Origin of the sequence: Saccharicrinis aurantiacus (genome assembly GCF_001660705.2) — a bacterium.
Taxonomy (GTDB): domain Bacteria; phylum Bacteroidota; class Bacteroidia; order Bacteroidales; family Marinilabiliaceae; genus Saccharicrinis; species Saccharicrinis aurantiacus.
On sequence record NZ_LYBV02000031.1, the window covers coordinates 51,430 to 75,530 of the forward strand.

The 24,101-nt window shown below is 35.3% G+C and carries 21 protein-coding genes and 1 pseudogene; 13 read left to right on the plus strand and 9 right to left on the minus strand.

Annotation, left to right across the window (positions count from 1 at the left end):
• Positions 1–106: 106 nt before the first annotated feature.
• The 4 genes and pseudogenes from A8B35_RS14210 to A8B35_RS14230 form a co-directional block, all read right to left on the minus strand.
• Positions 107–1,224 (minus strand): annotated as a pseudogene (locus tag A8B35_RS14210) (glycosyltransferase).
• 69 nt (positions 1,225–1,293) lie between these two features.
• Positions 1,294–2,400: an SPOR domain-containing protein gene (locus tag A8B35_RS14220; RefSeq protein ID WP_075603224.1), complete on the minus strand. Its 1,107-nt coding sequence runs from the start codon at positions 2,398–2,400 to the stop codon at positions 1,294–1,296.
• An 84-nt stretch (positions 2,401–2,484) separates the two neighbouring features.
• A complete protein-coding gene (locus A8B35_RS14225) occupies positions 2,485–3,414 on the minus strand; it encodes a lysylphosphatidylglycerol synthase domain-containing protein (protein ID WP_075603225.1) in 930 nt (309 codons plus the stop codon).
• Positions 3,401–4,396: a lysylphosphatidylglycerol synthase transmembrane domain-containing protein gene (locus tag A8B35_RS14230; protein WP_075603226.1), complete on the minus strand. Its 996-nt coding sequence runs from the start codon at positions 4,394–4,396 to the stop codon at positions 3,401–3,403. Before A8B35_RS14230 ends, A8B35_RS14225 begins: the two co-directional genes overlap by 14 nt.
• A 155-nt stretch (positions 4,397–4,551) precedes the next feature.
• Here A8B35_RS14230 and rsmA point away from each other — a divergent pair, with 155 nt between their 5' ends.
• The 4 genes from rsmA (at position 4,552) to A8B35_RS14250 (ending at position 8,315) form a co-directional block, all read left to right on the plus strand.
• Positions 4,552–5,331 (plus strand): 16S rRNA (adenine(1518)-N(6)/adenine(1519)-N(6))-dimethyltransferase RsmA, encoded by a 780-nt coding sequence (rsmA, locus tag A8B35_RS14235; RefSeq protein ID WP_075603227.1) that lies wholly within the window; start codon positions 4,552–4,554, stop codon positions 5,329–5,331.
• Positions 5,332–5,373: 42 nt separating this feature from the next.
• A complete protein-coding gene (gene mgtE, locus A8B35_RS14240) occupies positions 5,374–6,738 on the plus strand; it encodes a magnesium transporter (RefSeq protein ID WP_075603228.1) in 1,365 nt (454 codons plus the stop codon).
• A gap of 228 nt (positions 6,739–6,966) precedes the next feature.
• Positions 6,967–7,317 carry an HNH endonuclease gene (locus A8B35_RS14245; RefSeq protein ID WP_075603229.1) on the plus strand — a complete coding sequence of 117 codons (351 nt, stop codon included), beginning with the start codon at positions 6,967–6,969 and terminating at the stop codon, positions 7,315–7,317.
• Positions 7,318–7,571: 254 nt separating this feature from the next.
• The gene (locus tag A8B35_RS14250; protein WP_075603230.1) at positions 7,572–8,315 is read left to right on the plus strand and encodes a L,D-transpeptidase family protein; all 744 of its coding nucleotides are present in this window, start codon (positions 7,572–7,574) and stop codon (positions 8,313–8,315) included.
• Positions 8,316–8,639: 324 nt separating this feature from the next.
• On the opposite strand, the gene A8B35_RS14255 is transcribed toward A8B35_RS14250, so the two are convergent.
• Both A8B35_RS14255 and A8B35_RS14260 read right to left on the minus strand, forming a co-directional pair.
• Entirely contained in the window at positions 8,640–11,009 is a 2,370-nt protein-coding gene (locus A8B35_RS14255; protein ID WP_075603231.1) for an ABC transporter permease, read from the minus strand.
• A gap of 52 nt (positions 11,010–11,061) precedes the next feature.
• Positions 11,062–11,280 carry an ATP-binding cassette domain-containing protein gene (locus tag A8B35_RS14260; protein WP_083634463.1) on the minus strand — a complete coding sequence of 73 codons (219 nt, stop codon included), beginning with the start codon at positions 11,278–11,280 and terminating at the stop codon, positions 11,062–11,064.
• A gap of 1,267 nt (positions 11,281–12,547) precedes the next feature.
• Between A8B35_RS14260 and A8B35_RS14265 the strand changes: the two genes are divergently transcribed.
• Entirely contained in the window at positions 12,548–13,261 is a 714-nt protein-coding gene (locus A8B35_RS14265; protein ID WP_075603232.1) for a DUF6261 family protein, read from the plus strand.
• A 57-nt stretch (positions 13,262–13,318) separates the two neighbouring features.
• Here the strand turns inward: A8B35_RS14265 and A8B35_RS14270 are convergent, their stop codons facing one another.
• Together A8B35_RS14270 and A8B35_RS23385 are read right to left on the minus strand one after the other, a co-directional pair.
• On the minus strand, positions 13,319–15,010 hold the full coding sequence (locus A8B35_RS14270; RefSeq protein ID WP_075603233.1) for a Na/Pi cotransporter family protein: 1,692 nt from the start codon (positions 15,008–15,010) through the stop codon (positions 13,319–13,321).
• 323 nt (positions 15,011–15,333) lie between these two features.
• Positions 15,334–15,492, minus strand: a complete 159-nt coding sequence (locus A8B35_RS23385; RefSeq protein ID WP_171973215.1) for a hypothetical protein — start codon at positions 15,490–15,492, stop codon at positions 15,334–15,336.
• 77 nt (positions 15,493–15,569) lie between these two features.
• On the opposite strand from A8B35_RS23385, the gene A8B35_RS14275 reads away from it, so the two are divergent.
• The 8 genes from A8B35_RS14275 to A8B35_RS14310 all read left to right on the plus strand — a co-directional run bounded on the left by A8B35_RS14275 (position 15,570) and on the right by A8B35_RS14310 (position 23,344).
• The gene (locus A8B35_RS14275) at positions 15,570–16,169 is read left to right on the plus strand and encodes an HD domain-containing protein (RefSeq protein WP_075603234.1); all 600 of its coding nucleotides are present in this window, start codon (positions 15,570–15,572) and stop codon (positions 16,167–16,169) included.
• 5 nt (positions 16,170–16,174) lie between these two features.
• Positions 16,175–16,507, plus strand: a complete 333-nt coding sequence (locus tag A8B35_RS14280) for a hypothetical protein (protein ID WP_075603235.1) — start codon at positions 16,175–16,177, stop codon at positions 16,505–16,507.
• Position 16,508: 1 nt separating this feature from the next.
• Positions 16,509–17,417 (plus strand): NAD(P)-dependent oxidoreductase, encoded by a 909-nt coding sequence (locus A8B35_RS14285; protein ID WP_075603236.1) that lies wholly within the window; start codon positions 16,509–16,511, stop codon positions 17,415–17,417.
• Between the two features lie 126 nt (positions 17,418–17,543).
• A complete protein-coding gene (locus A8B35_RS14290; protein ID WP_075603237.1) occupies positions 17,544–18,410 on the plus strand; it encodes a peptidylprolyl isomerase in 867 nt (288 codons plus the stop codon).
• Between the two features lie 3 nt (positions 18,411–18,413).
• The gene (locus tag A8B35_RS14295; protein ID WP_075603238.1) at positions 18,414–19,220 is read left to right on the plus strand and encodes a peptidylprolyl isomerase; all 807 of its coding nucleotides are present in this window, start codon (positions 18,414–18,416) and stop codon (positions 19,218–19,220) included.
• A 6-nt stretch (positions 19,221–19,226) separates the two neighbouring features.
• A complete protein-coding gene (locus A8B35_RS23035) occupies positions 19,227–20,534 on the plus strand; it encodes a peptidylprolyl isomerase (protein ID WP_245820792.1) in 1,308 nt (435 codons plus the stop codon).
• An 80-nt stretch (positions 20,535–20,614) separates the two neighbouring features.
• Positions 20,615–21,634, plus strand: coding sequence for a phenylalanine--tRNA ligase subunit alpha (gene pheS, locus A8B35_RS14305; RefSeq protein WP_075603239.1), 1,020 nt, complete (start codon positions 20,615–20,617; stop codon positions 21,632–21,634).
• A gap of 108 nt (positions 21,635–21,742) precedes the next feature.
• Positions 21,743–23,344 carry a cation:proton antiporter family protein gene (locus A8B35_RS14310; RefSeq protein WP_075603240.1) on the plus strand — a complete coding sequence of 534 codons (1,602 nt, stop codon included), beginning with the start codon at positions 21,743–21,745 and terminating at the stop codon, positions 23,342–23,344.
• 121 nt (positions 23,345–23,465) lie between these two features.
• Here the strand turns inward: A8B35_RS14310 and A8B35_RS14315 are convergent, their stop codons facing one another.
• Positions 23,466–23,879: an OsmC family protein gene (locus tag A8B35_RS14315; RefSeq protein WP_075603241.1), complete on the minus strand. Its 414-nt coding sequence runs from the start codon at positions 23,877–23,879 to the stop codon at positions 23,466–23,468.
• Positions 23,880–24,101 lie beyond the last annotated feature (222 nt).

Sequence of the window (24,101 nt, forward strand, 5' to 3'; positions counted from 1 at the left end):
TTCTACATGCCCTACTATCAGTGGGTATTAGAACTATTTTACCGTTATTTATGTATTCACGGTTCACAAAATTTGCAGAAAGCGGATTCATTTCATGAGTTCGCTTTTATTTTACACTCCTCCCTCGCCAATTTGTATGGCCAAAAGCTGCCCAAATAACTGTTGCCCCAATATATACCGGATAAATGAGAAATGTTAAGAGGAAATACATACTCTTATTTTTCAGCTTAAAGAAACGCAGCCCTTTTGATATTATATTTGCATCTACCAATACTTTCAAGCCCCAAGCAAACAGAATGCACTTAGAATAGGCAGGATAAACACTGATTAGTAGTACTGAGCTTATTACTGCTAGGTTAGAAAGGAATACAATCCACGCGGTTATTAGGGTAAAATAATCGGTGTATCCTTTACTTTTTGATGCCCAACGTACTCTTTGGTTTAAAAACGATAGTGTGTTATTTTCAGGCTCAGTTTGTACCACTGCCTTATCATCTTTTAGGAAAGTTACTTTCCCTCCTTCACTCTTTATTGCATGTAGTAGAAATACATCATCACCAGATAAAAACTCTTCTTTTAGTTTATCCTTTACTTTAAGATATGCCTCCTTTTTGTATGCTAAATTGGCTCCGTTACACATGATTGGCCGGTTTATTCCAATTGCACCAGCAGTACTTGTTATTAGGCTAATAAAATCTACACTTTGAAAGTAAGAGAGGAATGAACTTTGGTCTTTGATAAAGACCGGGGCGACAATCATATCTGGTTTCTTTGTATGAAAGCATGACCCTATACTTAATAACCAGTCTTCATGAGGTGTACAGTCGGCGTCACTGAGTACAATGTTCTCATATTTAGCCAAAGAAATACCTTTAGCAATGGCAGCTTTCTTGCCTCTTCCCTCATTCGAAGTGAGGATAATTTGTAATTGAAATCCTTTTTTAAATTTTGGAGTTCCTTATATGTGTTATCCGTAGAGTGATCATCTATGAAAATGAATTCGATTTTATTTTTCGGGTAATCTAATTGGTTCAGTTTTTTGAACAATTTATTTACATTGTCTTCCTCGTTTCTTAAGGCTATAATACACGTTAAATAAGGTAAGTCTTGCCTATCACAAACAGGCGTTGCTGTGCACTTATTCCAGCCTCTTGTAAATGCAAGTATAAGTGAGCAATAGGATATAATTACTATTAAGCCTATTATAGCGAGTATAAATTCCATTAAAAATGCGTTAACATAAAAAATCCCAAACTAATTAGCTTGGGATTGGAAATATTATTTTAGTAATTTTTATTTCATTTTAAAAATCCAGCAACTCATTTGTTCCTTATCCATAACAGCTTGTTGCGTTTTTTCCATCGCTCCGTATTTCTTACTGTTGTCGATACTTACAAAATATTTGCCCTTGTAATCAAAATATTGTGCCTTATCATAGCCCTTGTTATGCAGAGATATTACCATATTTTCAGCATTTTTTTCAACTTTAAAACTACCAACAATCAGGTGGTATTTATTTGAAATTGAAAGCTTCTCTTCTTCAGCTCGTCTAAGGGAATCAGCAACAAAAGCTTCCCGCTCCTTTTGCAATCGTAAAGCCTCTTGTTGTTTAATTTTTGCCGAATCTACTTTCTGTACCATTGGTTTTTTAGTAGGTTCTATGGTTTGTTTTGGTTTTGATTGAAATAAGAAAAAGGCAATAACTGCTAATGCCACTACTCCTGCTATTATTAAAAAGGTCTTTCTTTCCTTACGCTTCTTTTCTTTCATCGCTAATATAACCGATGAACTAGCGTTGCTTTCCTTTTTGGGACTAGCCTTTTGTGTTGCCTTAACAGGTGGTGTTGTAACAACTTTGCTTTCTTTCTTAACAGGAGGTTTTTCTTCTTTTATTTCTTCTTCTGAATCATCAATAGTGAGAACCGGCTCTTTAACCACCACTTCTTCTTTTACTTCTTCCTCTATTTTGCTAGAAACTTCTGTATTCTCGTTTTCAACAGGTTCATTGTCCTTTTGAATATCTAACAAGTTCGTATTATTGTTATCAACAGAAGTTTCTTCCTTAATTTCATTATTTAGCGAAGCATTTGTTTCTTGTTGAAAACGCAATATTCCAGAATCATCCTTTTTAAAGGTACCCAACTTATCAAAAGTAAATACCCCTTTATCGTCAAGTTCTTTTTTTACTTTATTTACGTAATCATAAACCTGATCAGTGGCTGTAATAGTATCAATTCCCTTTTTTTCAGCAATAAAATTAACAAGGAGTCCATCGTTGAAGCTTAGGAAATTGTTGAACAAAATATTAACACCATTATCTCTGGATATAATAAAAGCACCAAAATTAGGAATGATAACTCTGTTGTTGTCTTCGATTAAATCTAAAATGTAATTTTCCATTTTATATGAAAAGGATTTGAGAATATTAAAAGTGGCAATAAATATAAGTAGTTTTCTATTAACATTTTAATTCTGTTCAGAATATTACATTGATTGGGTTCTTTTGTGGATGTTTATATAATATCTTCTTACTAGTGTGGCAGTTCCTATTAGTGTTGGTAGTGCCTGATTTATAATCCATACTAGAAACACAGCCATTAAAATATCAGGATTGAAAATATTATTGCTAAATACAAATATTGCCACTGAACCTCTAATGCCCATATCAACCAATAAGTGCGATGGGAATAATGTTATTAGTAGATAGTAGATGAATATTTGGCTAAAGTCAATATCAGTGCATCCGAATAAATACAAACACATGTAAAGCTGAAAACAAAATGTAAAATACCTGAGGCATCCATACCCAAAGGCCTTTAAAGTATTTGATACCGATAGCTTTGTAATGCTTTGTTTTATTTGAAATAAAAAGTCTTTAAACCTACTATTTTTGAGGAGTGCTTTGGTGAGAATGTAAATCACCAATAAGGTAATCGGTATTATTGAGTATATCCATTTATTCTGGATGCCTAGATTTAGGAGTTTAGAGTGCGAAAGTAATCCTATAATGCCACATAAAAGAATGGTAATGTTCTGCAGCAAACTACCAAAATAGCTCATTATAATTGCATCCTTGCGATAAGGTTTATCAAGGAAGGCAATTTTACCAAACGGCTCGCCTGCCTTAAAGGGAGTTACTATACCTGAGGTAAATCCTGCAAAAACCATTTTTAAGGCATCACGATGTTTTACAAGTGTGATGGGTTTTAGAAGCGTTTGCCATTTCTTTGCTTCAAAAAATAGGTTAAGGATTAATAGCAGCAGAAGAATGCTGATATTTAAGATTAACTGACTTGAATTTATTGTAACTGAATGCCAATTATCAAACACATAAAGTTTGTAGGCTATGTACGAATAAGAGCTTATTAATAATAAAAGGAGTGCTAATCTTTTGAGCCAATTAGGCACTTGCATTTTCTCTTTTACGATTAATTATCGGAAGTACAATTAACGAAACAATACCAAGTATCACAATCATAGCATTAAGCGAGCTCCAAACAATTAGTGCAAAAGCTCCGCCTTCAACCTTGGCAACGCCATACATTTGCAGACTAGCAATTACCATAAAATGCCACGGACCCATACCACCCTGAACAGGTGCTACCATGCCCAAGCTTCCCAAAACAAAAACGGATAATCCAGCAAGTGGTGTTAAATGTGAAGTGAAATCGAAGGCATAAAAGTTTAAGTAAATCATAAAGAAATACATAACCCATATAAAAACAGAGTGGGCAATAAAACGACCTTTATTCTTAATGTTTTTAATAGCCATGAAACCTTCTGCAAATTTACTCCAAAGGCCTTTTAATTTCTGATAAGGACTTGTTTGTGCAAACCATTTTCTGAATACTCTAAATAAAAGAACAATGGTTAAAAGGATAACATAGGTCCATATTGAAGCAAATATATTTGCAAAGCCAGATAAATCGGTATTTCTCGATAGAAAGTCAGTAACAATATTAAACTGAAGTGCTAACACCAATACCAAACAAACCAAAAGTGATATTACATCAATCAGTCGCTCTACCACAACAGTACCAACTAATTTACTCATCGATATTTTCTCGTAACGGGCTAATACCCCACATCGAGATATCTCTCCCATTCTTGGTATCAGTAAGTTGGCAAAGTAGCCAATCATTACAGCAATAAATGTATTGGTAGTATCTGTACGTTTGGCAATGGGTTCAATAATCATTTGCCAACGTATTGTGCGACTAATGTGACTAAGTAAACCAGCAAAAAGAGCTATTACCAACCACCACACTTTTATGCCGCCACTTAATGCATCTTTAATCTCTTGCATATCGTAACTGCGATATACAAACCACATTAAAAAACCACCAATGGCAAAATAAATGGCAAACTTTAAAATATTTATAAGAGTCTTCTTCAATTTTCTATTATCTTAAAAAGGTCAACTTCGCATCTAGTATAAAGGTAAATGTGAATTTAATATTTACCTTTGCGCTGAATTTGCGGGTGCAATGTTACAAAGATATTAGCGTTTGTGCAAAATCAATTGAAGTTGTATAGGTTAAAGCGGGTTAAATGAAGAATGTAAAGGCAAAAAAGCATCTTGGACAGCACTTTTTGAATGATGAAAAAATTGCACTCAACATTGTTGAAGGATTAAATTCATCTGTTAAAAAGGTGGTAGAGATTGGCCCAGGCATGGGGGTTTTAACCAAGTATCTTATTCAAAACAAGGATATTGATCTTAGTGTTATTGAAATTGACACCGAATCGGTAGCCTACTTAAACGAAAATTACCCTCAATTAGCCGGGAAAATTATTTCAGGAGATTTTCTTAAAATGGACTTCTCAGAGTTTAATGGAGAAGCATTCAATATCATTGGTAATTTCCCCTATAATATATCTAGCCAAATCTTTTTTAAGGTACTCGAACACCGCGATCAGGTTCCACAAATAGTCGGAATGTTACAAAAAGAGGTGGCTGAGCGTTTGGCATCTCCTCCGGGAAGTAAAGTGTACGGAATTTTAAGCGTATTTTTGCAAGCCTATTACGATGTAGAATACCTTTTCACAGTTAACGAGGATGTATTTACTCCTCCCCCTAAAGTAAAATCTGGTGTAATCCGTGTAACTCGCAATAATGTTGACAAGCTTAATTGCGATGAAAAATTGTTTTTTAAAGTGGTAAAGGCTTCCTTTAACCAACGCCGAAAAACAATTAGCAACTCTCTTAAAGCTATTCCTTTTAATCGCGATCATATTAAAGAATTAGATTTGTTTACAAAAAGGCCTGAACAATTGTCGGTAGAACAATTTGTTGAGTTAACTAATTTTGTAGAGAAATATAGAGTATAAAACCATCAGAAACCATTGGGTTTCGCTCCAAAAGAGTAAAACATGGCTAAGTTTGAATTAACCAGAGAGTATGTTACTAACATACGTAAGCTTATTGAAAATAAAGACGAGAAAGAAACCTTTGAGTTAATTCAAGATCTTTACCCCGTTGATATAGCAGAACTATTTGATGAGCTAAGCATTGAAGAAGCAAAGTTTATCTATCTCTTGGTTGATGATGAAACAGCAGCCGATGTTCTTACCGAACTTGAAGAAGACGACCGTCGTCGCTTTTTAGCAGCTTTGCCCAGTGAGGTTATTGCCAAGCGATTCATTGAAAAAATGGACTCCGATGATGCAGCCGATGTCATTGGTGAAATGGACGACGACCGCCAGCAAGAAGTACTATCGCACATTGCCGATGTAAAATCAGCCGGTGATATTGTTGACCTACTGAACTACGACGAAGATAGTGCCGGTGGTTTAATGGCCAAGGAGTACATTAAGGTAAAAGAAAGCTGGAGCCTTTCAACATGCCTGCGTAGTATGCGCCGCCAAGGCGAAGAAATTGATGAAGTATATTATGTATACGTTGTTGATAACGATGGCGTATTAAAAGGAACACTCTCCTTAAAACGACTTTTATTAAGTCCTGTTGATAAACTCGTAAAAGACATTTATAATCACGATGCCATATCTGTGAAAACAGAAGTACCTGCCGAAGAGGTGAGTCAGATTATGGAAAAGTATGATTTGGTGGCCCTACCTGTGGTTGATAGTATCGATCGGCTTGTGGGTCGCATCACCATCGATGATGTTGTAGACCGTATTAGAGACGAGGCCGAAAAAGATTACCAATTAGCATCCGGTATTACCGACGATGTTGAATCATCCGATAGCGTTTGGATGCATACCCGCGCACGTATGCCGTGGTTATTAATTGGTATGTTTGGTGGTATATTAGGTTCGCGCGTTGTAGGTGGCTTCGTGGGCATTCTCGACGAACATCCACAGTTATCCTTCTTTATGGGATTAATTGCCGCAATGGGCGGAAACATAGGTATGCAATCATCAGCAATTATTGTACAATCCTTGGCAAGTGGTAACATGGGACTTGAAACTACCTGGGGCAAACTACTTAAAGAATTGGCCATTGCCTTTTTAAATGCCTCGGTATTAGCAGCCCTAATATTCACATATAATTATCTCATAGGAGCAAACATAGCACTTACTTACACTGTTTCAATTGCCATGTTCTCAGTAGTTATATTTGCCTCCTTATTCGGAACCTTTATTCCATTGGCCATGAACCGCATGAAAATTGATCCGGCCGTTGCCACAGGACCCTTTGTAACAACACTCAACGATATTATTGGCATGTTCCTATACCTTACCATAGGTACCCTATGTTTTTCAATATTTGGTTAATCTAATAATTTGGGCGTGCCCCTGTCGGGTCGGGCTTTACACTCATACTCCTCGCGCTAAAAAAGCGCTGTGGGGTAACCGTTTCAATCCCTCACGCTCCGCCCTTGAAGCTTACGGCGGGGTGTTCATAGTACTTGGTATGTTGGTTCTGTAAACTTTTCTAAATGCATCACAATAGTTTTATATTTGGAGTATAGAAGTGTTGACAACATAAAAACAACTAAAAATATGGCTAATAGGTGGGGAATACCAAAAGAAGTAGAAGAGTATGTTGTAAAAAGGGATTTGATATGTGTTTATTGTGGCGTTGATTTTTCTAAAAATCACGACTCAAGAAAGACAAAACCATCATGGGAACATATCGTTAATGATATTCGTATTTCAACCATAGATAATATTGCATTGTGTTGTATTTCATGTAATGCTAGTAAGGGTGCAAAGTTGCTTGTAGATTGGCTCGACGGAAAATATTGTAAAACAAAAGGTATAAATAAAGAGACGGTAGCGCAAGTGGTAAAAGATGCACTTAAGAAGCCGCCTACCCATGCTAGCCCCTCCCTCAGCGCAGCACCAAAGTAAAAATTTGCACGTTCGGCATAGCGTCTCGCTATGTCGTATGCCATAAGGCTTCTAGCCTTTGTTTTGTACAAAACTTATATTTTTGCATTTTTATTTAGTTGGCCAGAGGCCTGAGAAGAACAACGAAGCGAGACGCTTCGCTGAGCGGGGGGGGTGTTCATAGTATTTGGTATGTTGGTTCTGTAAATATTGTTTTTATATTTGGTTTAGAGTCGTATGCGCTATATATGATATAATAAGTTAGAAACCATTTTATGAATAAGTTAGTACTAATCTTAACAGCCTTACTTTTCTTGTCTTTGATGCCAGGAAAGTTTAAAGAAAATCAAAAGCGATATTCTAGGGTAAGAACTGCTTATGCAGAAAAGGAGGCTGGAGTAATTAAGCTTCTTACAGAAAAGTCAGTTGAAATAGAAAAGCTAGAGATTTATTTGCGAGCGTTTAAGTATGAGAAGGAGATAGAGTTATGGGCAAGAAATAAGGGAGAAAAGAAGTTTAAACTAATTAAGATCTATGATGTATGTAGAACTTCCGGGAGGCTTGGCCCTAAGCGTAAGGAAGGGGATTTTCAAATTCCAGAGGGTTTCTACCATATAGACGCATTTAATCCAGCCAGTTCATATTATCTTTCAATGCGAATTAATTATCCAAACAAATCAGATCGTATACTTGGTTATAAACAGAAATTAGGAGGTAATATTTGTATTCATGGAAATTGTGTAACTATAGGATGTTTGCCAATAACTGATAATGAAATAAAGGAATTGTATTTGTTTTGTATAGAAGCGAAAGATTGTGGCCAGAGTAACATTCCAGTTACAGTGTATCCAGCTAGACTGACAAATAATAATTATAAAAATTTAGTTGAGAAGTATAATTCTGAGAAAGATAAAGTAAATCTATGGACAGATCTAAAAGCGGCATATGACAAGTTTAGCGAATCAAAAAGTTTACCAACTGTGACTTTTTTACAGAGTGGGAGACATGAAATAAAATAAGAATGGTTTGTAAGCAATTGGAATAATCAACCATGCTAGCCCCGCTACCGCACGTGTCCCCACGTGTGGTAAATTATAGATAAGTAAACAATAAATGAGTCGTAATTATAAGTTCCATAATCCAGTAGGAGTATAATTTGTAAGCTTTACAGTAGTAGAGTGGTTAGACGTATTTACACGTAATGAGTATACTGCAAGGTTGATCGCAGTCAGGGAAGCGTAAACGTAAAAATCTAGTTTGTTTTCCCTTTGCATTACCATAAACCACATGAATAAGTTTCATTATACGCTTTAATGTCCATACATAGCCATATAAAAACGAAATCAATTATAATTAAATACTCGAGATAGGTTACTGTTAGCGGCTTTTAATACCTGGCCAAGAATAGTTGTCAGAACAATAAATGTGATACCTATTACAACCCAAACAAATAAGATATAAGGTATCAAAATATGATAAGAGTACTCTTGTAGCCATCTATTCATGCTAAGATAGGCTAAAGGAATAGCCAATATGCTAGCTTTGCCAATCTGTATAATATAAGCCTTGAAGAATATATATATAATATCTTTTATATCTGCCCCTACTGCCTTACGTATTGCAATTTCTTTACGACGATATTCTGTTGTTGTAATAGCTATCGCATACACACCACATAAAGTAATTAGTAACAATACTATAGTTAATAATACAAATATTATTAAGCCAGTTTGCTCTGAATAATTAAGTTGTTCATATAATGTTCTAACAGAAATTAGTTTTACTTGGGATAATGAATTATTATATTTGCTAAGGATAGTGTTCACTTGTTTTAATACATTATCCCTTTGGCCTGCAATAGTTCGGATATAGTAATTGTTTGATGGGTAGTTCGATGTTATAAATATGGTGGGATAAATACGCTTGCGAAGCGAAAGTGTATGAAAATCCTTTACAACACCAACTATTCTATATTCTTCCTTATTTCTTAAGGTCATCGATATTGTAGAGCCTACAGGTTCTTTAATTCCCATTAATTTTACGGCCTCTTCGTTAAGTACTATCGCATGCTGACTTGATTCATTTAACCATTTCCCCTGAAGCATATTCACTCTAAATGTTTCAGAGAATTGACTATCAACGGTGATAAAATTAAATGAATATTTTTCTGTTGGAGATTTTCCTTTCCATTCAACATCATCAATTAGGCTAAATGGATTAATATTATGCTGAGGGGTGAAATTTGCATCTGTGATATTCTTAATCTGCGGAATTGATCTTAACTCATTAAGAAGAGCTGTTCTTTCACTATTATTAATAAAGGGATCTAGGTTAGATAAATATAATATATCATCCTGATTAAATCCTAGATCTTTATTGTTGATAAAATGCATTTGCATCGAAACAACTAGTGTTGATACAATAAATACAATACTAATAGATAGTTGAATGTTAACAACCATATGTTGCATTTTTGATTGTCTAACTTTATTGATCTCGACTCCTTGTTTCACAGCCAACCTACTTAGCCGATAAGCTAAGAGGAATCCAATTATTACCATAAATAATAGCATGGTTATAATGCAAATGGAAAAGATCATAATTAATTTAGATAAATCAATAACAATACTTAGATGAGTTGAAAATATTGAGGAAGTTATAATTAAAAAGAAACAGCAAAACAGTACTGCTAACAGAACAGGTATAGTAAATTCTAGTATAATATGGTATATTATTTGTCTTTTTGATGCTCCGTGAATGTGGCGTAATCGAAAAGAATGAATACGCTGATAGTAAAAATGGAAGTACAAGTTTGTGAAATTAAAAATAGCACTAAGAACCAAAAGTGCCCCAGCTATTAGGATTAGGTAGATGAATTGTATTGTGAATGGTGCATCTTGAGTTAAATTGTGACGTATATCACAGATCGGCATCATTAATATATTAATGTTTTCATTTGCGTAGGATTGTGAGGGGAAGTTATATAGCTGTTCCTCCATGTCATGAATATCTGTGTTTGAGTGAAGCTTTACAAACATCTGTAAAAATGCATAGTCCCATATTTCATTGCCAGATTTCTCAACAAAAGATTTCTGAAGTGCTATTTGTTCATGCGATAAAATTGCCTCAAATGATATATTGGTATTTAAAGGAGGATTTTTTATTACAGCTGTGACTGTATAAGGAGAATCGTTTTCTAAAAGATGTGTTCCTTTTATTTGTTTTCCAATTGCATTTTCTACACTTCCAAATAGACGAATAGCTATTGCTTTAGTAATTACAATATTGTTATTTATTTGTAAAGGATTTTTAGTATCCCCACTAATAATAGTATTGGGAAATACGCTAAAGAAGGTACTATCTGTGATAAGTGTATTTAATTTCACATGTGGTATTTCTTTAGTACTAAAGCTATTTTGGTCCGTATAGAAAACAGTTGCATTCTCTATTGAAGCAAACCGTTCAGGTAACTTTTTAGCTAAAATTCCAGATGTTAGGTTGTTTATTTTACCACTTTGTTTATCTAGTGAATAGATCTGGTAAATATTCTCTGAATAGGGGTAAAAATCATCATAAGAAGTTTCATATTTAAGCCAATAAAGTGTTGGTATAAAACATGCAAGTGCCAATGCTAAACCCAAAATACTTATGAATGAGTGGGTTTTGTATTTCCATATATTTGATAGGCTATGTTTCAGTATAGAAGATGTCATAAAAGTACGTTTTATTAGTATATGATAAACGGATAATGGATTAAAGAAAAGTTTAATAACTCGCTACCTCTTTTCCATTAAAGTAGTATTTACCTTTTGAAAGATTATTTAGTAAACCAATAATGTTTAATAGTGTAGGTTTACCGCACCCCGTTGGACCCATAATGGCTGAGAATTCGCTTTCTTTAAGATATAAAGATGCGTTATTTAAAGCGGTTGTTTCAACATCTTCGGTATAGAATACTTTTGACAATTGTTCTGTTTTAATCATGGTAGATTATTTTTTAGAGTTTGCTCTTCTTCTAACAGGTATCATGCTTAAAATGTACCAAGATTGTAATATGCTGATAATGTACATGTAAGCGTTTTTTTATGTATTTTAATGTGTCTATTTATTTAACACATGGTGTAAAAATATTTGACATGACCAGATGTCAGGAACATTTTAACTGCAATTAGAAAAAATGAAATAGAAATATTTGACATTGACAATGTTCACTTTAATATAAATAGGCTCTGATTTTATATTGTATTACTAATGCCGCAGTTGATTGAATATTTACTTTTAATAATCAAATATAAATCACACTATATATTATAAAACACATCATATTGCTACTGAAATATAAAGAGCCCTATTAACCCCCCCCTACCGCATAAGTCCTCTCGTGTGGTAAATTATAGTAACCCATGCTAGCGCCCATTTAAAACCGTGCAATAAGCAAGCAGTAAAGTTTAGCCTTGCATAAGATGGTTTGTAACCCGGCTATTTAAAAGTTAAAACAATAGAGTATTGGCACCTTTCCATAAAGTATCCACAATACAAATCCTATTACTCTTATTGCATCATGGCAACAATGTAAAATTTCCCTTTAAACAACTTCAATAATAAACACCTATCAACAAGTGTATTAAACAAAAATTATTATATTAGATGTAGTAAAACTTTAACAAATCCCTTATGAAACGTATCCAAGGCCCAATGTCCAAACTAAGCCCTCAAAACCCAAAATCCATTGTTATATTCTGTAGCAATACCATCATCAAACAAAAAACATAGTTGTATAAACTATCCTGCACATTTTACTTATCACCATAGTACTTTATACGAATCGGATTATTGAATTTTAGGCTTATCCCATATGGGCGAAAGTCCAATGTATTGCCTGAAGCCATAATCTAAATAGATTATTGGCCAAATTCTCGCCGGAAGTGCTTTGCGTATATAGATTATAGGCAAAATTCTTTCCTGAAGTGCTTTGCGTATATACGATAATGCTAAAAGTTGTGCCGGAAGGCAATATCCCATATGGGCGAAGGCTATTTGCTTCGCCGGTAGCCATAATCTATATGGGATATGCCCAAAATAGTAGAAGGTTAAAATGTATTTAGGAGTTGGTTCATTATCAGTAATTTACGATATGAGGTTGTTTTTTATAAAATCATAGTTCTGTAACAAAGAGCCATTTTACCGATGCTATTACCCATTGAATGATAGAAATAATAATCCTCTTAATAAATAATCTAAATTAAAATTTATGGAAAAAATTCAGAAGATAAGAACAGATATTCGGGTTGCTGAACTAGCTGGTTTAGGTCAAATTTGCTTAGGCGAGTTTAGTGCAGAACTTATTGAAAGTGATGCCAATCTAGCTAATATAGTATCAAAGGCATCGCCTATAGTTGATGCGATAGTTGATGCCATGAATAAGGATGAGGTGTCCTTAAGTTTACAGGATAAAGACTCTGGTAGAGACAGTACCTATAAGTCTATTGTTTACCTAGTACGCGGTTATTTGCACCATCCTGATGCCAATGTAGCTGCGGCGGCCCAAAAGGTGGATGCCATTATTAAGAAATATGGTTTTGAGCTTATTGAGGTAGGTTATGTTCCGCAGTCGGCATTAATAAAGTCGTTTTTAGCGGATATGAATGCGGCTGAACTGAAGGCTGCAATAGATATATTAGTGGGTGTTGGTGCCTTGCTTATCACGCTAGATACGCAGGAAATGGAGTTTTTAGCCTTTCAGAAAGAGAATGCGACTCAACTAAACGCCAAGCTTGAGAGTGCCAATGCATCGGAGCTAAAGCAAGAATTAATAAAACTGTTGAACGGAAAGTTAATTGTTTATCTGCGTGGTATGCAAGCCATTCAGTTAGCAAATTACAAAGTACCCTGTGCAAATATTGCCAAGTACATTAACGATGCCAACGAAGTGGTGCGTCAGCGCCGATTAAGTAAAGTAGCTTAAAACTGTACAGAGAGGATTATTGAGCCAGTTCGTTTTTACGTACTGGCTTTCTTATTTCTACTTATTCATGTTGTTTAGTGCTTCAGATACATTAATGGCGTAATCACCAATTTTTTCACACTCCGTAATTAAATCGGTAAAAATTGTGCCAGCCTCATAGGTGTATTCTTTTTCATTCAAATACTGTAGGTGTTCCGTTTTAAGCTGGTAGTAGTACTGATTTATTTCCGTTTCAATCTTTTCAGCTTTCTCTATTCTTACTTTTTTCTCATCAATGCTCAAGTTATGCTGCATCACTAAAAGTGCTTCTTCAGCTTTGTGCAACATCTGATCTACACGTTCCATAATAAGAGGCGAGAAATGTATTTTATTCTTGTGCATTCGGTTAATGATGCGCGCTATATTAAAGCTGCTATCTCCAATACTTTCAAGGTCGCTTACTAATTTAAGCATTGAGCGGATGCGTTTTCGGCTTAATTCACTCAGTTTACCCTGCGATACTTTAGCTAAATAATTGGCAATTTCAACTTCAACATCATCACTAATCGATTCGTATTTGGCAATACTATTAAACAGTTTGCTATGTTTCTTTTCGTTCTCTTCAGCAAATAAGCGTCGGTTAAAGCCCAACATTTTATTGGTATGTTTTGCATAAAACTGAAGCTCTTTTTTAGCCTGCAATATCGATAGCTCCGAAGTAGAGAGCATTCCAGTGGTAATATATCTTAGCTTAAACTCCTCTCCTTCTTCACCCTTGTGCTGCACAATATCAATTACCAAGCGCGATACCAATGGCACAAAACCAATAAATAAAATAAGATTGATCAGGTTAAAGGTTGTATGAAAAAGTGCCAAGCTAAAAGGAATTAAAGCTTGCGGATTTTTAGTTTCAATGCGACTGTTATTGGCTATAATACCTTCAATAAACTCGGTGAACGGTGTAAATATGCAAAGCATCCATGCCACCCCAACTAAGTTAAATAATAAGTGAAATCGGGCTGTTCTTTTTGCCGATACATTGGCAATGGTTGCGGCAATATTTGGTGTAATGGTAGTTCCAATGTTTTCGCCTAATATCATGGCTGCACCCAACTCGTAGCTAATCCAACCCTGATTACACATTACAAAAGTAATGGCCATGGTAACACCCGATGACTGAATAATTACAGTAATAATACAGCCTATGAGTAAAAACACCAAAACAGAACCAAAACCTAAATTGGTATAATCTGATAAAAACTGAAGTATACTTGGGTTATCATTAATATCGGGTACCGAATTCTGAATAAAGCTTAAACTCACAAATAATATTGAGAACCCAATAATGGCTTCTCCCCATGAGCGATGACGAGGTCTTTTAGAAAAAACCAAAGGGAATCCTACCGCCATTAACGGCAAGGCATACTCGGCAAAATTAAACCTGAAGCCCACCAGCGAAATTAACCAACCCGTTACTGTGGTACCTACATTGGCACCCATAACCACTCCAATAGATTCAACCAGTGAAACCAAGCCAGCGTTTACAAAGCTTACTACCATTAAAACGGTAGCACTAGATGATTGAATGGTTGCTGAAACAACAAAACCCGTTAATACACCTAAAAAACGATTGGATGTCATTGCAGCAAAAATGCTTCGCATCTTTGATCCAGCTACTTTTTGAACTGCTTCACTCATCAACTTCATTCCGTAAAGGAATAAACCAATGGCTCCAATAAACTTCAGTAAATCTAATAAAGAATACTCCATGAGGGTTTCAATAGTGTTTTTAAAACTTATTCAATCGTATTGAAACACAAAAATAGAAACATTTTTTATCCTTAAGCTAGGCAATGTGTTAATATTCCTATTTTATTCTTTAAAAGCACCTAAAGCAATGATGCACGATTAAATTAAAGCAATTAGAAAGCTTTCTGAATGCGAATTATTATTCTACTACAGTGTTGAATATACGGAAGTATCGTTGGCTTAAAAAGAGGAGTGCTATTATGTGGCGAAGAAGAAAGTCAGCAGAGTTTGGAGTGCTTGGAAAGAACTAACTTATTCGAGGCTTGTTTGTTGTGCTTGTGATGTTAGTTTTTGCCTATTAGCAAATCAGTAGCGAGTGGATGCATCGATCGGGTAATATCTGACCACATAATCGCAACATACAATTCATCCATAGAAAAAATGGGATGCCATTGTAATTCCGGACTTAATGAGTCTTCTAGTATTTTTGCTAAGCTATCCATCTCAATCAAATTTAGTTTCAATTTGTATTTCACAGAGTTATAATCAATATTTGTGCCAAAGGATAAATATTTTGAGCATGGAAGATTCAACATCAGTTCGTTTAATGAAGCAACTACAATTTATTGCTGAAATTGATAAGGTAAAGCAAATAATTAGGCAAACATTATTATTAGATAAAAGCAGGCAAGAGAATGATGCTGAGCACTCTTGGCATATGGCTATGGCCGTATTTATTTTACATGAACATGCCAATGAAACGGACATTGATTTAGTGAAGTCAGTTAAGATGGCATTGATACACGATATTGTTGAGATTGATGCTGGCGATGTTTTTGCTTATGATACCGCCGGGCATCACAATAAGTTTGAAAACGAATTAAAAGCTTCGGAACGTATTTTTGGCTTATTGCCCGATGATCAGGCTGCAGAATACAAACAATTATGGCTCGAGTTTGAGAAAGGTGAAACAAACGAGGCTAAATTTGTAGGTGCAATTGATAAGTTTATGCCTATTTATCACAATTATTTAACCGAAGGACAACAATGGCATAAGCATGGTGTTACTTCTGAAATGGTTCTTAAAAGAAATCAACCCTTGCAGCAAGGGTCAGATATATTATGGGCCAGGGTAAATGAATTTATTGAAGAGTGTAAAGAAAAAGGAATTTTAGAATAAAAATCATGAGCGATAAAAGTAACGAGTGGGAAGAACTTCTTATAAAAGTAAGTAAGCGTTTTAATGTATTGGCCGATTTTGATTTTCTGCTATTTATAATTGGTATTCAGGAGCGTGGACAAGGGTTTCAGAAATATGAGAAGCAAGACAAAATGGACATGATTAATTTGGCGCGCTGTGTACTTTTTGAACAATGTGGTTATTACAAACAAAAAGGTGTTGACGAAGAAGGTTGGCCTGAGTTTGAGGTATTGAAAAAGGTAGAAGATATTGCTCCATCAGAAAGAGAGGCAATGTTAAAAAAGGCTATGATCGCTTATTTAAACGATAAATTATAAGATGTTTAATAAAATTGTAGTAGTTGATAAGGCAGGTCTTCACCAATGGGCAATAGAAGAGCTGCAGGAACTAAGCGTAAATCCGATTGTACAGTTTGAGGATGATCCGAGTAAGGATGAAATCACTTTAGAGAGAATTAAAGATGCCGACTGCGTTTTTGTATCGTGGCGAACACCCATTAGAGAAAATGTACTTAAACAGTGTAGCAACATCAAGTATATTGGGATGTGTTGTAGCCTATACGATAGCAAATCGGCCAATGTTGATGTGGATTATGCCAATCAGAATAACATTGTAGTTAAGGGAATTCGAGATTATGGCGATGAGGGCGTTATTGAATTTATAATATCAGAAACCATCCAACTCATTAAAGGTCTTGGTAAAAACATGTGGCGTAATGAGCCTGTGGAATTAACACGTCGTAAAATTGGCATTATCGGAATGGGCACAACCGGCCTCATGCTTGCCAATCGCTTTGCTGCCTTTGGCGCTGAGATATTCTATTATTCGCGCCGAAGAAATAGGGAAGCTGATAGCTTAGGTTATCAATTTCTGCCTTTAAACGAGTTACTGCATACAGCGGAGATTGTATCTACCCATCTTCCTAAAAAAACATCTCTTATGGGAGAGCAAGAGTTTAAGCACTTTGGGAATGGAAAGATTTTAATAAACACATCATTAGGTTTAACTTTTGACAAGAATGCTTTTGAACAGTGGATTGAGAAAGAAGGTAATTTTGCTATTTTTGACGGCGAAGGAATAAAGCCGCATGCCAATTCTTTCTTTAAATATGATAATATTATTGCATCAAGCTTAACAACCGGATTCACTAAGGAAGCCAAAGTACGTTTAATGCAAAAGGTACTTGAAAATGTAAAAGAGTTTGCTGCCGAACTGATCATTAATTAACGATATAAAACGAACATGCAAATTTGATTATCCCAATTGACACACAGTGGGATGATCAAATTTATTTGTGAGCCTGCCTAACGGAAGACAGGTTCCATATGGCAAATGAAAATAAATTATAAACACATGAAAAAATTACTTTCCATCCTTTTATTTATTACAGCCGTTTCTTTAATGGGTTGTGCTGAAAAAGGTAATGAGCCAATTGTGCTGATAAAAACTAAATTTGGTAACATGAAGGTGCGCCTTTTTAATGATACCCCAGCACACCGCGATAATTTTTTAAAGTTGGTAGATGAGGGAATTATTGATAGCACACTTTTTCATAGAGTTATTGATGGATTTATGATTCAAGGTGGAGATCCTGATTCAAAAAATGCAAAACAAGGAGCCCCTCTTGGGAAAGGTGGTCCGGGTTATACCATTCCTGCGGAGATTGATTATCCAAAGCATTTTCATAAAAAGGGCGCCTTGTCGGCAGCACGACAAGGAGATAGAGTAAATCCAGAGAAACGTTCTTCAGGTTCGCAGTTTTACATTGTGCAAGGAGAAATTATTGAAGATGATGAGTTGGTACAAATTGAAAATAGAGGAAAAGACCAACAACGCAGAAAAATATTTAACGAGTTGTTAGAACAATATAACGATAGTTTAGATGCTTTACAGCGTGCAAACAAGCAGGCTGAGGTAATGCAATTGCAGCAAAAAATTATGGCTGAGGTAAATGTTATTTACGAGCAACAAACTCCTTATGAAATGCCAAGCGAAGTGAAGGAAGCTTATAAAACCATTGGTGGTACGCCTCGTTTAGACGACAGTTATACTGTATTTGGCCAGCTTATTGATGATAAAACGCTATTTGAAAAGGTACAATCTCTGTTTGGTAAGAAATTCGGTTTCGAAGTATTGGATGCTATTGCCGCTCAAGAATGCGATGGTCGCGATAGGCCAATAGAAGATATTCAAATGCGCGTAAAAGTTTTAAAAAGATAGTTTATGCAGTCCTCTTATCTCAAGGTATTTCTTCTTTGTGCTTCATTATTTATTATTTCAAAGCTTGAGGCACAAAGTAAGTCCGTTGTAATTTCAACCAATATGGGCGAAATTAAAATTATGCTTTACGACGATACGCCTAAGCATCGCAATAGCTTTATTCAGCTTGCTAAAGAGGGGCACTACGATGGAACTTTATTCTACAGAGTAGTTAAAAACTTTGTGATTCAAGGCGGTTCTTCCGACTCTAAAAATGCGCCCGCCGGGAAACACATTGGATATGGAAGTTCTAAATTAACCATTGATTCAGAGTTTCAAGAAAATAGAATACATAAAAAAGGAGCCATTTGTGCACCACGTCAGCCTGAAGATATTAACCATTTTAAGATGTCGGATATCAGTCAGTTTTACATTGTGCAAGGAAAAGTATACAGCAATGAGGAGTTAGATTTATTGGAGAAGGCAACCAATAATCCAATCAAAATTGCACTCAAGAAAAAGTACTATCTACCTGTTAAAGATTCCTTGGCAGTTCTTAAAAAGACCGACCCAAAAGCCTTTAATGCGCTATTGCGCGATGTGAAAGAGAAAATTGCTTTTGATTACGCTGTTTCCAACAAGCTAGAATTTACCGATGAGCAACGAAAAATTTATACAAGCATAGGTGGTTTACCTGAGTTGGATGGTGATTATACGGTTTTTGGTGAGGTAGTTTCGGGTATGTCTGTCATCAATAAAATTGCGGCTCTTAAAGTGGATAAAAATAACAGACCTTTGCAGGATGTTAAATTGGTAATTCTCACAAATTAAATGCTGATGCGAAATCTCCTTGTTATAATTATCCTTCTCCTTTGTGGATTGTCATCGTGTAAACAATCTTCAAATAACTCAAGTACCATATCAAAAGACGAGAGAAGTATTCCGAAGGGTTCCTTCCAAAAGAATATAAAAGGAGTAGTTGAGGTAGAAACCTACGATCATTATGGGAGACTGCTGAAGCAAGGATATGGTTTTTATATAAGCTCAAAAACTTTGGTTACCAATCTTAGTCTAGTAAAAGGGAGTTTTAATGTAAAGGTTGCCATATCCGGATCTGATGAGTTGGTTCCTGTGGCGGGATATTTAGCTTATGATATCAATGCTGATTTGGTCATTTTAAAAACACATACCGAGAATCTTCGCTATCTAAAATTAAATAAGGCTATTAAAGATATACCCGATAGTATAAAAGGTTTATACCGACAAAATAAAAAGATTTATGCTCCGAAGCTTGCTATAAAAGAGCGTGTGGTAACGGATTCATTAAGCTATCTAAATCTCGATAGGGCTCTAAAAGATGGCATACCTGCATTTACCTACTTACACCATGTTGTTGGTATAACGCAGTACATTAAATCAAAAGAGGGTGATTATTCACGCTTAATTCCGATATCTGAGATTCTAAAATTGCAGAAAAAACAGGCGAAGCAACCAACCTCGGTTTACGAATTACGAGCTAAAACCAATAAAATATATCCATCCTATAAAAAGATTAAAGGTTTCAATATAGAAACTACCATGGGTAATATTGGTATTAAACTATATAACGAAACGCCTATTTTCAGAGATAACTTTATAAAATTAGTTTCCGATAATTTTTACGATAGTCTATTAATACATCGAGTATTAAAGAATTTTTTAATTCAAACGGGAGCTGCAGATAGTAAATATGCTAGTAAGGATGATTTAGTTGGTTGGCAAGGTCCGGGATATAATTTGCCTACTAAAATTGCTAAAACCCGATTTCATAAAAGGGGTGCCATAGCGGCTTCAAAGATGCCTGAAGAGCGCAATAAACATAACCGAAGCGATGGTTCGCAGTTTTATATAATAGGCGGTAGAACCTTTACGGATGATGAACTGAACGATATTGAAAAAGAAAAGGGTTTTAAGTTTTCATCGGAGCAAAGGCATATTTATAAAACACAAGGAGGCGCTCCTTATTTAGATGGCGATTATGTGGTTTTTGCCGAGGTAAGCACGGGTATGCATGTGGTTGATAAAATTGCCGCAGTTGAGACTGATGCGGTGGATAGACCTTATAATGATATTAGAATAAAAACCATTCATATAGTACTTCAATAATCATGAATCAATTATGGATTGTTAATTGATAATTAATGATTAAATTTGCAGCTCAAATTCACGAATAAAATTCAGCAATAATGCTCGATAAGATAAAAGCGCTACAAGACGAAATAAAGAAAATCACGGTTCAGTCTGCTGACGAAGCAGAACACCTTAGAATTAAATACCTAAGTAAAAAAGGGAAGATTTCTGAATTGGTTAACGAATTCAGAACAATTCCGAATGAACAAAAACGTGAAGTAGGTCAGGTATTAAATAAAATGAAGGCTGAAGCTACTGACTTTATAAATAACCTTAAAGCTGAATTTGCCAACACAAAAACTGATGAGAAAAGTGAAGATTTTACGCTTCCTGGATCATTAATGAAGTTAGGTAGTCGTCACCCATTGTCGATTGTTCGTAACGAGATTGTTGATATTTTCGCACGCTTAGGGTTTAATGTTGCTGAAGGTCCTGAAATTGAAGATGATTTTCATGTATTTACCGCATTAAATTTTCCAGAGGAGCATCCTGCACGTGATATGCAAGATACTTTCTTCATTGAAAAAGATCCGGATGTACTATTGCGTACGCATACTTCATCGGTTCAGGTTCGTGTAATGGAGAAGCAACGTCCGCCAATCCGTAGCATCTTCCCAGGTCGTGTATTTCGTAACGAAGCTATTTCAGCTCGTGCACACTGTATCTTTCACCAAGTGGAAGGTTTATACATTGATGAGAATGTATCCTTTGCTGATTTAAAGCAGACCTTATTATATTTTGCCAAAGAAATGTTTGGTGAAAAAACTGAGATTCGTTTACGTCCATCTTATTTCCCGTTTACGGAGCCATCTGCAGAGATGGATATTTCATGTACACTTTGTGGTGGCAAAGGATGTAATGTATGTAAATACACTGGTTGGGTAGAAATTTTAGGTTGTGGTATGGTAGATCCGCATGTACTTGAATACTCAAATATTGATAGTGAAAAGTATACAGGTTTTGCCTTTGGTATGGGTATTGAGCGTATTACAATGCTAAAATATCAAATTAAAGATATTCGTTTATTCTTTGAGAATGACGTTAGGTTTGTAGAGCAGTTTAAATCTGCTTTATAAATCAATTATAAGCGTATTAGTAAGCCGGTAACATGTATTTGTTGTCGGCTTTTTTATTGGATACAGTTAAGCGCTGTTGTATATTTGACATAACAATAAATAAAAAGTATGGCATTAGATTCAATTTGGTTAGGTATTGCGTTTGCGTTAGGTTATGTTTTTAAAAGAATAAACCTCCCCCCTATGCTTGGTTTCTTGTTATCAGGTTTTGTATTAAACGCTACCAATGCTGAGCATAGTGAGTTGCTAGAGGGTATTGCCGATATTGGGGTTTTGTTATTGCTTTATACCATTGGATTAAAAATAAATATAAAAACGCTAGCTGAGAAAGCCATTTTCGGAGGAACATTGCTTTCTACAAGCATATCGGTAGTGGTAAGTTTTGGTTTTATTTGGCTTATATCCCTGGTAGGGTTACCATTGTTTACCGATCTTACTTTAGCTCAAATTTCAATTATTGCATTTGCCCTAAGTTTCTCAAGTACTGTATTTGTAATTAAAATATTAGAGGAACGTGGTAACCTAAACTCCTCTGAAGGGAAAGCGGCGGTAGGCATATTGGTGATTCAAGATATATTGGCCGTTCTGTTTATTACCATTGCTTCTAAAAAGGTTCCTTCGCCTTATGCATTATTGCTCTTGTTACTGCCATTTCTGCGTCCTTTATTATTGCGTATACTAAAAAAGAGTGGGCATGGTGAAATGCTTACATTGTTTGGTTTTTTAATGGCTCTTGTTGGGGCTGAGCTATTTGAATTAGTCGGCTTAAAGCCTGATCTGGGAGCGCTTATATTTGGGATAATTATCTCCAATAATGAAAAATCAAATGAGTTAGCGAAGAATTTGCTCCACTTCAAAGATTTCTTCCTAATTGCATTTTTCTTAGGAATTGGTTTTAACGGAATACCAACTATTGATACTGTAGTGGCAGCAGTAATAATTAGTGTATTGTTGTGGGCCAAACCTTTAATATATCATTTCTCATTTACACGGTTTTCATTTCCATCTCACTCCTCATTTTTTGCATCCGTAAGTTTAACCAACTATTCTGAGTTTGCTTTAATTGTAGCAGCATTTGCCACTAAAGCGGGTTTAATAACTAGTGATTGGGTTCTGGTTATTGCATTAATAATTAGTATCTCTTTTATCGTATCCTCGTTATTAAATGGAAGGGCACACTTGCTATTCGAAAAGTATAAAGAGCATATCAATAAGTGGGGATCGTCGAAGGAAGAAAATGAAGAGATCATTCGTGTGGATATTTCAAAACGTGAGGTGTTAATTATTGGGATGGGAACCGTTGGTACCAATATTTACGACCAACTAAATAAAGTATACCCCAACAAAATTGTGGGTCTTGATTCTGATCCAAAAAGAATTCATCTACATGAAAAATCCGTTAGAAATGTGGCCCTGCATGATGCAACTGATATTAAGTTTTGGGATTCAATACCACCCAATCAGATCCATACAGTTGTTTTGGCTTTACCCGATTTCCAAAATAATATATTCGCCATCAAACGATTGATTAGTTTAGACAGATCCATTGATATATATGCAACCGCACGTTACTCTGATGAGGTTGAAATGCTAAGAGACGCCGGGGCACAGCATGTATTTACATTGTTTGAAGAGGTGGGTAAAGGTATGGCTAACGAAATTCTTCGAAAATCTAACAATACGCTAGAATTTGAAATAGGAGCCAATTAACTTCTCATTAGTGTGTTAGAGATATAGTCAGAAGTCAGTAGTGGGCATGCACAATTTTCTATTAGTAATAATAAGTAGAATATTCTGCCCTTCAGACTCCTCACTCCTGACTGAAAATTGCTTAATTTACTTTAATCTTGAAATGAACAGGAATGGCCAATTGGTATAGAGCCGAGACCCCACAATATTGTTCTTCCGATAATTTTACTGCACGTTCTAACTTTGCCATTGGTAAGTCCTCACCTATAAAATGATAAATTACTGTCATCTCTTTGTAGTATTTAGGATCTTCATCTGTTAACTCACCTTCTACGGATATGGTTAAATCATCGAACTTAACGCGCATTTTTTTAAGCATCGATGTAATATCCATACCAGTACAACCTGCCAAAGCCAAAAGCATTAAAGGCTTAGGTCTGTGGCCTGAATTATCACCACCATGTTCTTCCCCTGCATCTATCCTAATTGAATGACCACCAACGTTTGATTCGAAGGCCATATTCTCAATCCATTTTAAATCTACTGTTGTTTTCATAGTTATTATGTATTGTTTTAGTTAATTTCACACCAAGTGCATGAAACAGATTTAAGATAATATTGCGGTTTAATAAATAATTCTGTTACAGAATATGACAAAAGCTAGACTATATTATCTTTATTTATATCTTTGTCACTTTAAAAGTGATTATTTTTAATTCGAAATAGCATTATAGTCTAATTTTGAATAATTTATAAACAATCCATTTCGGATATTAAC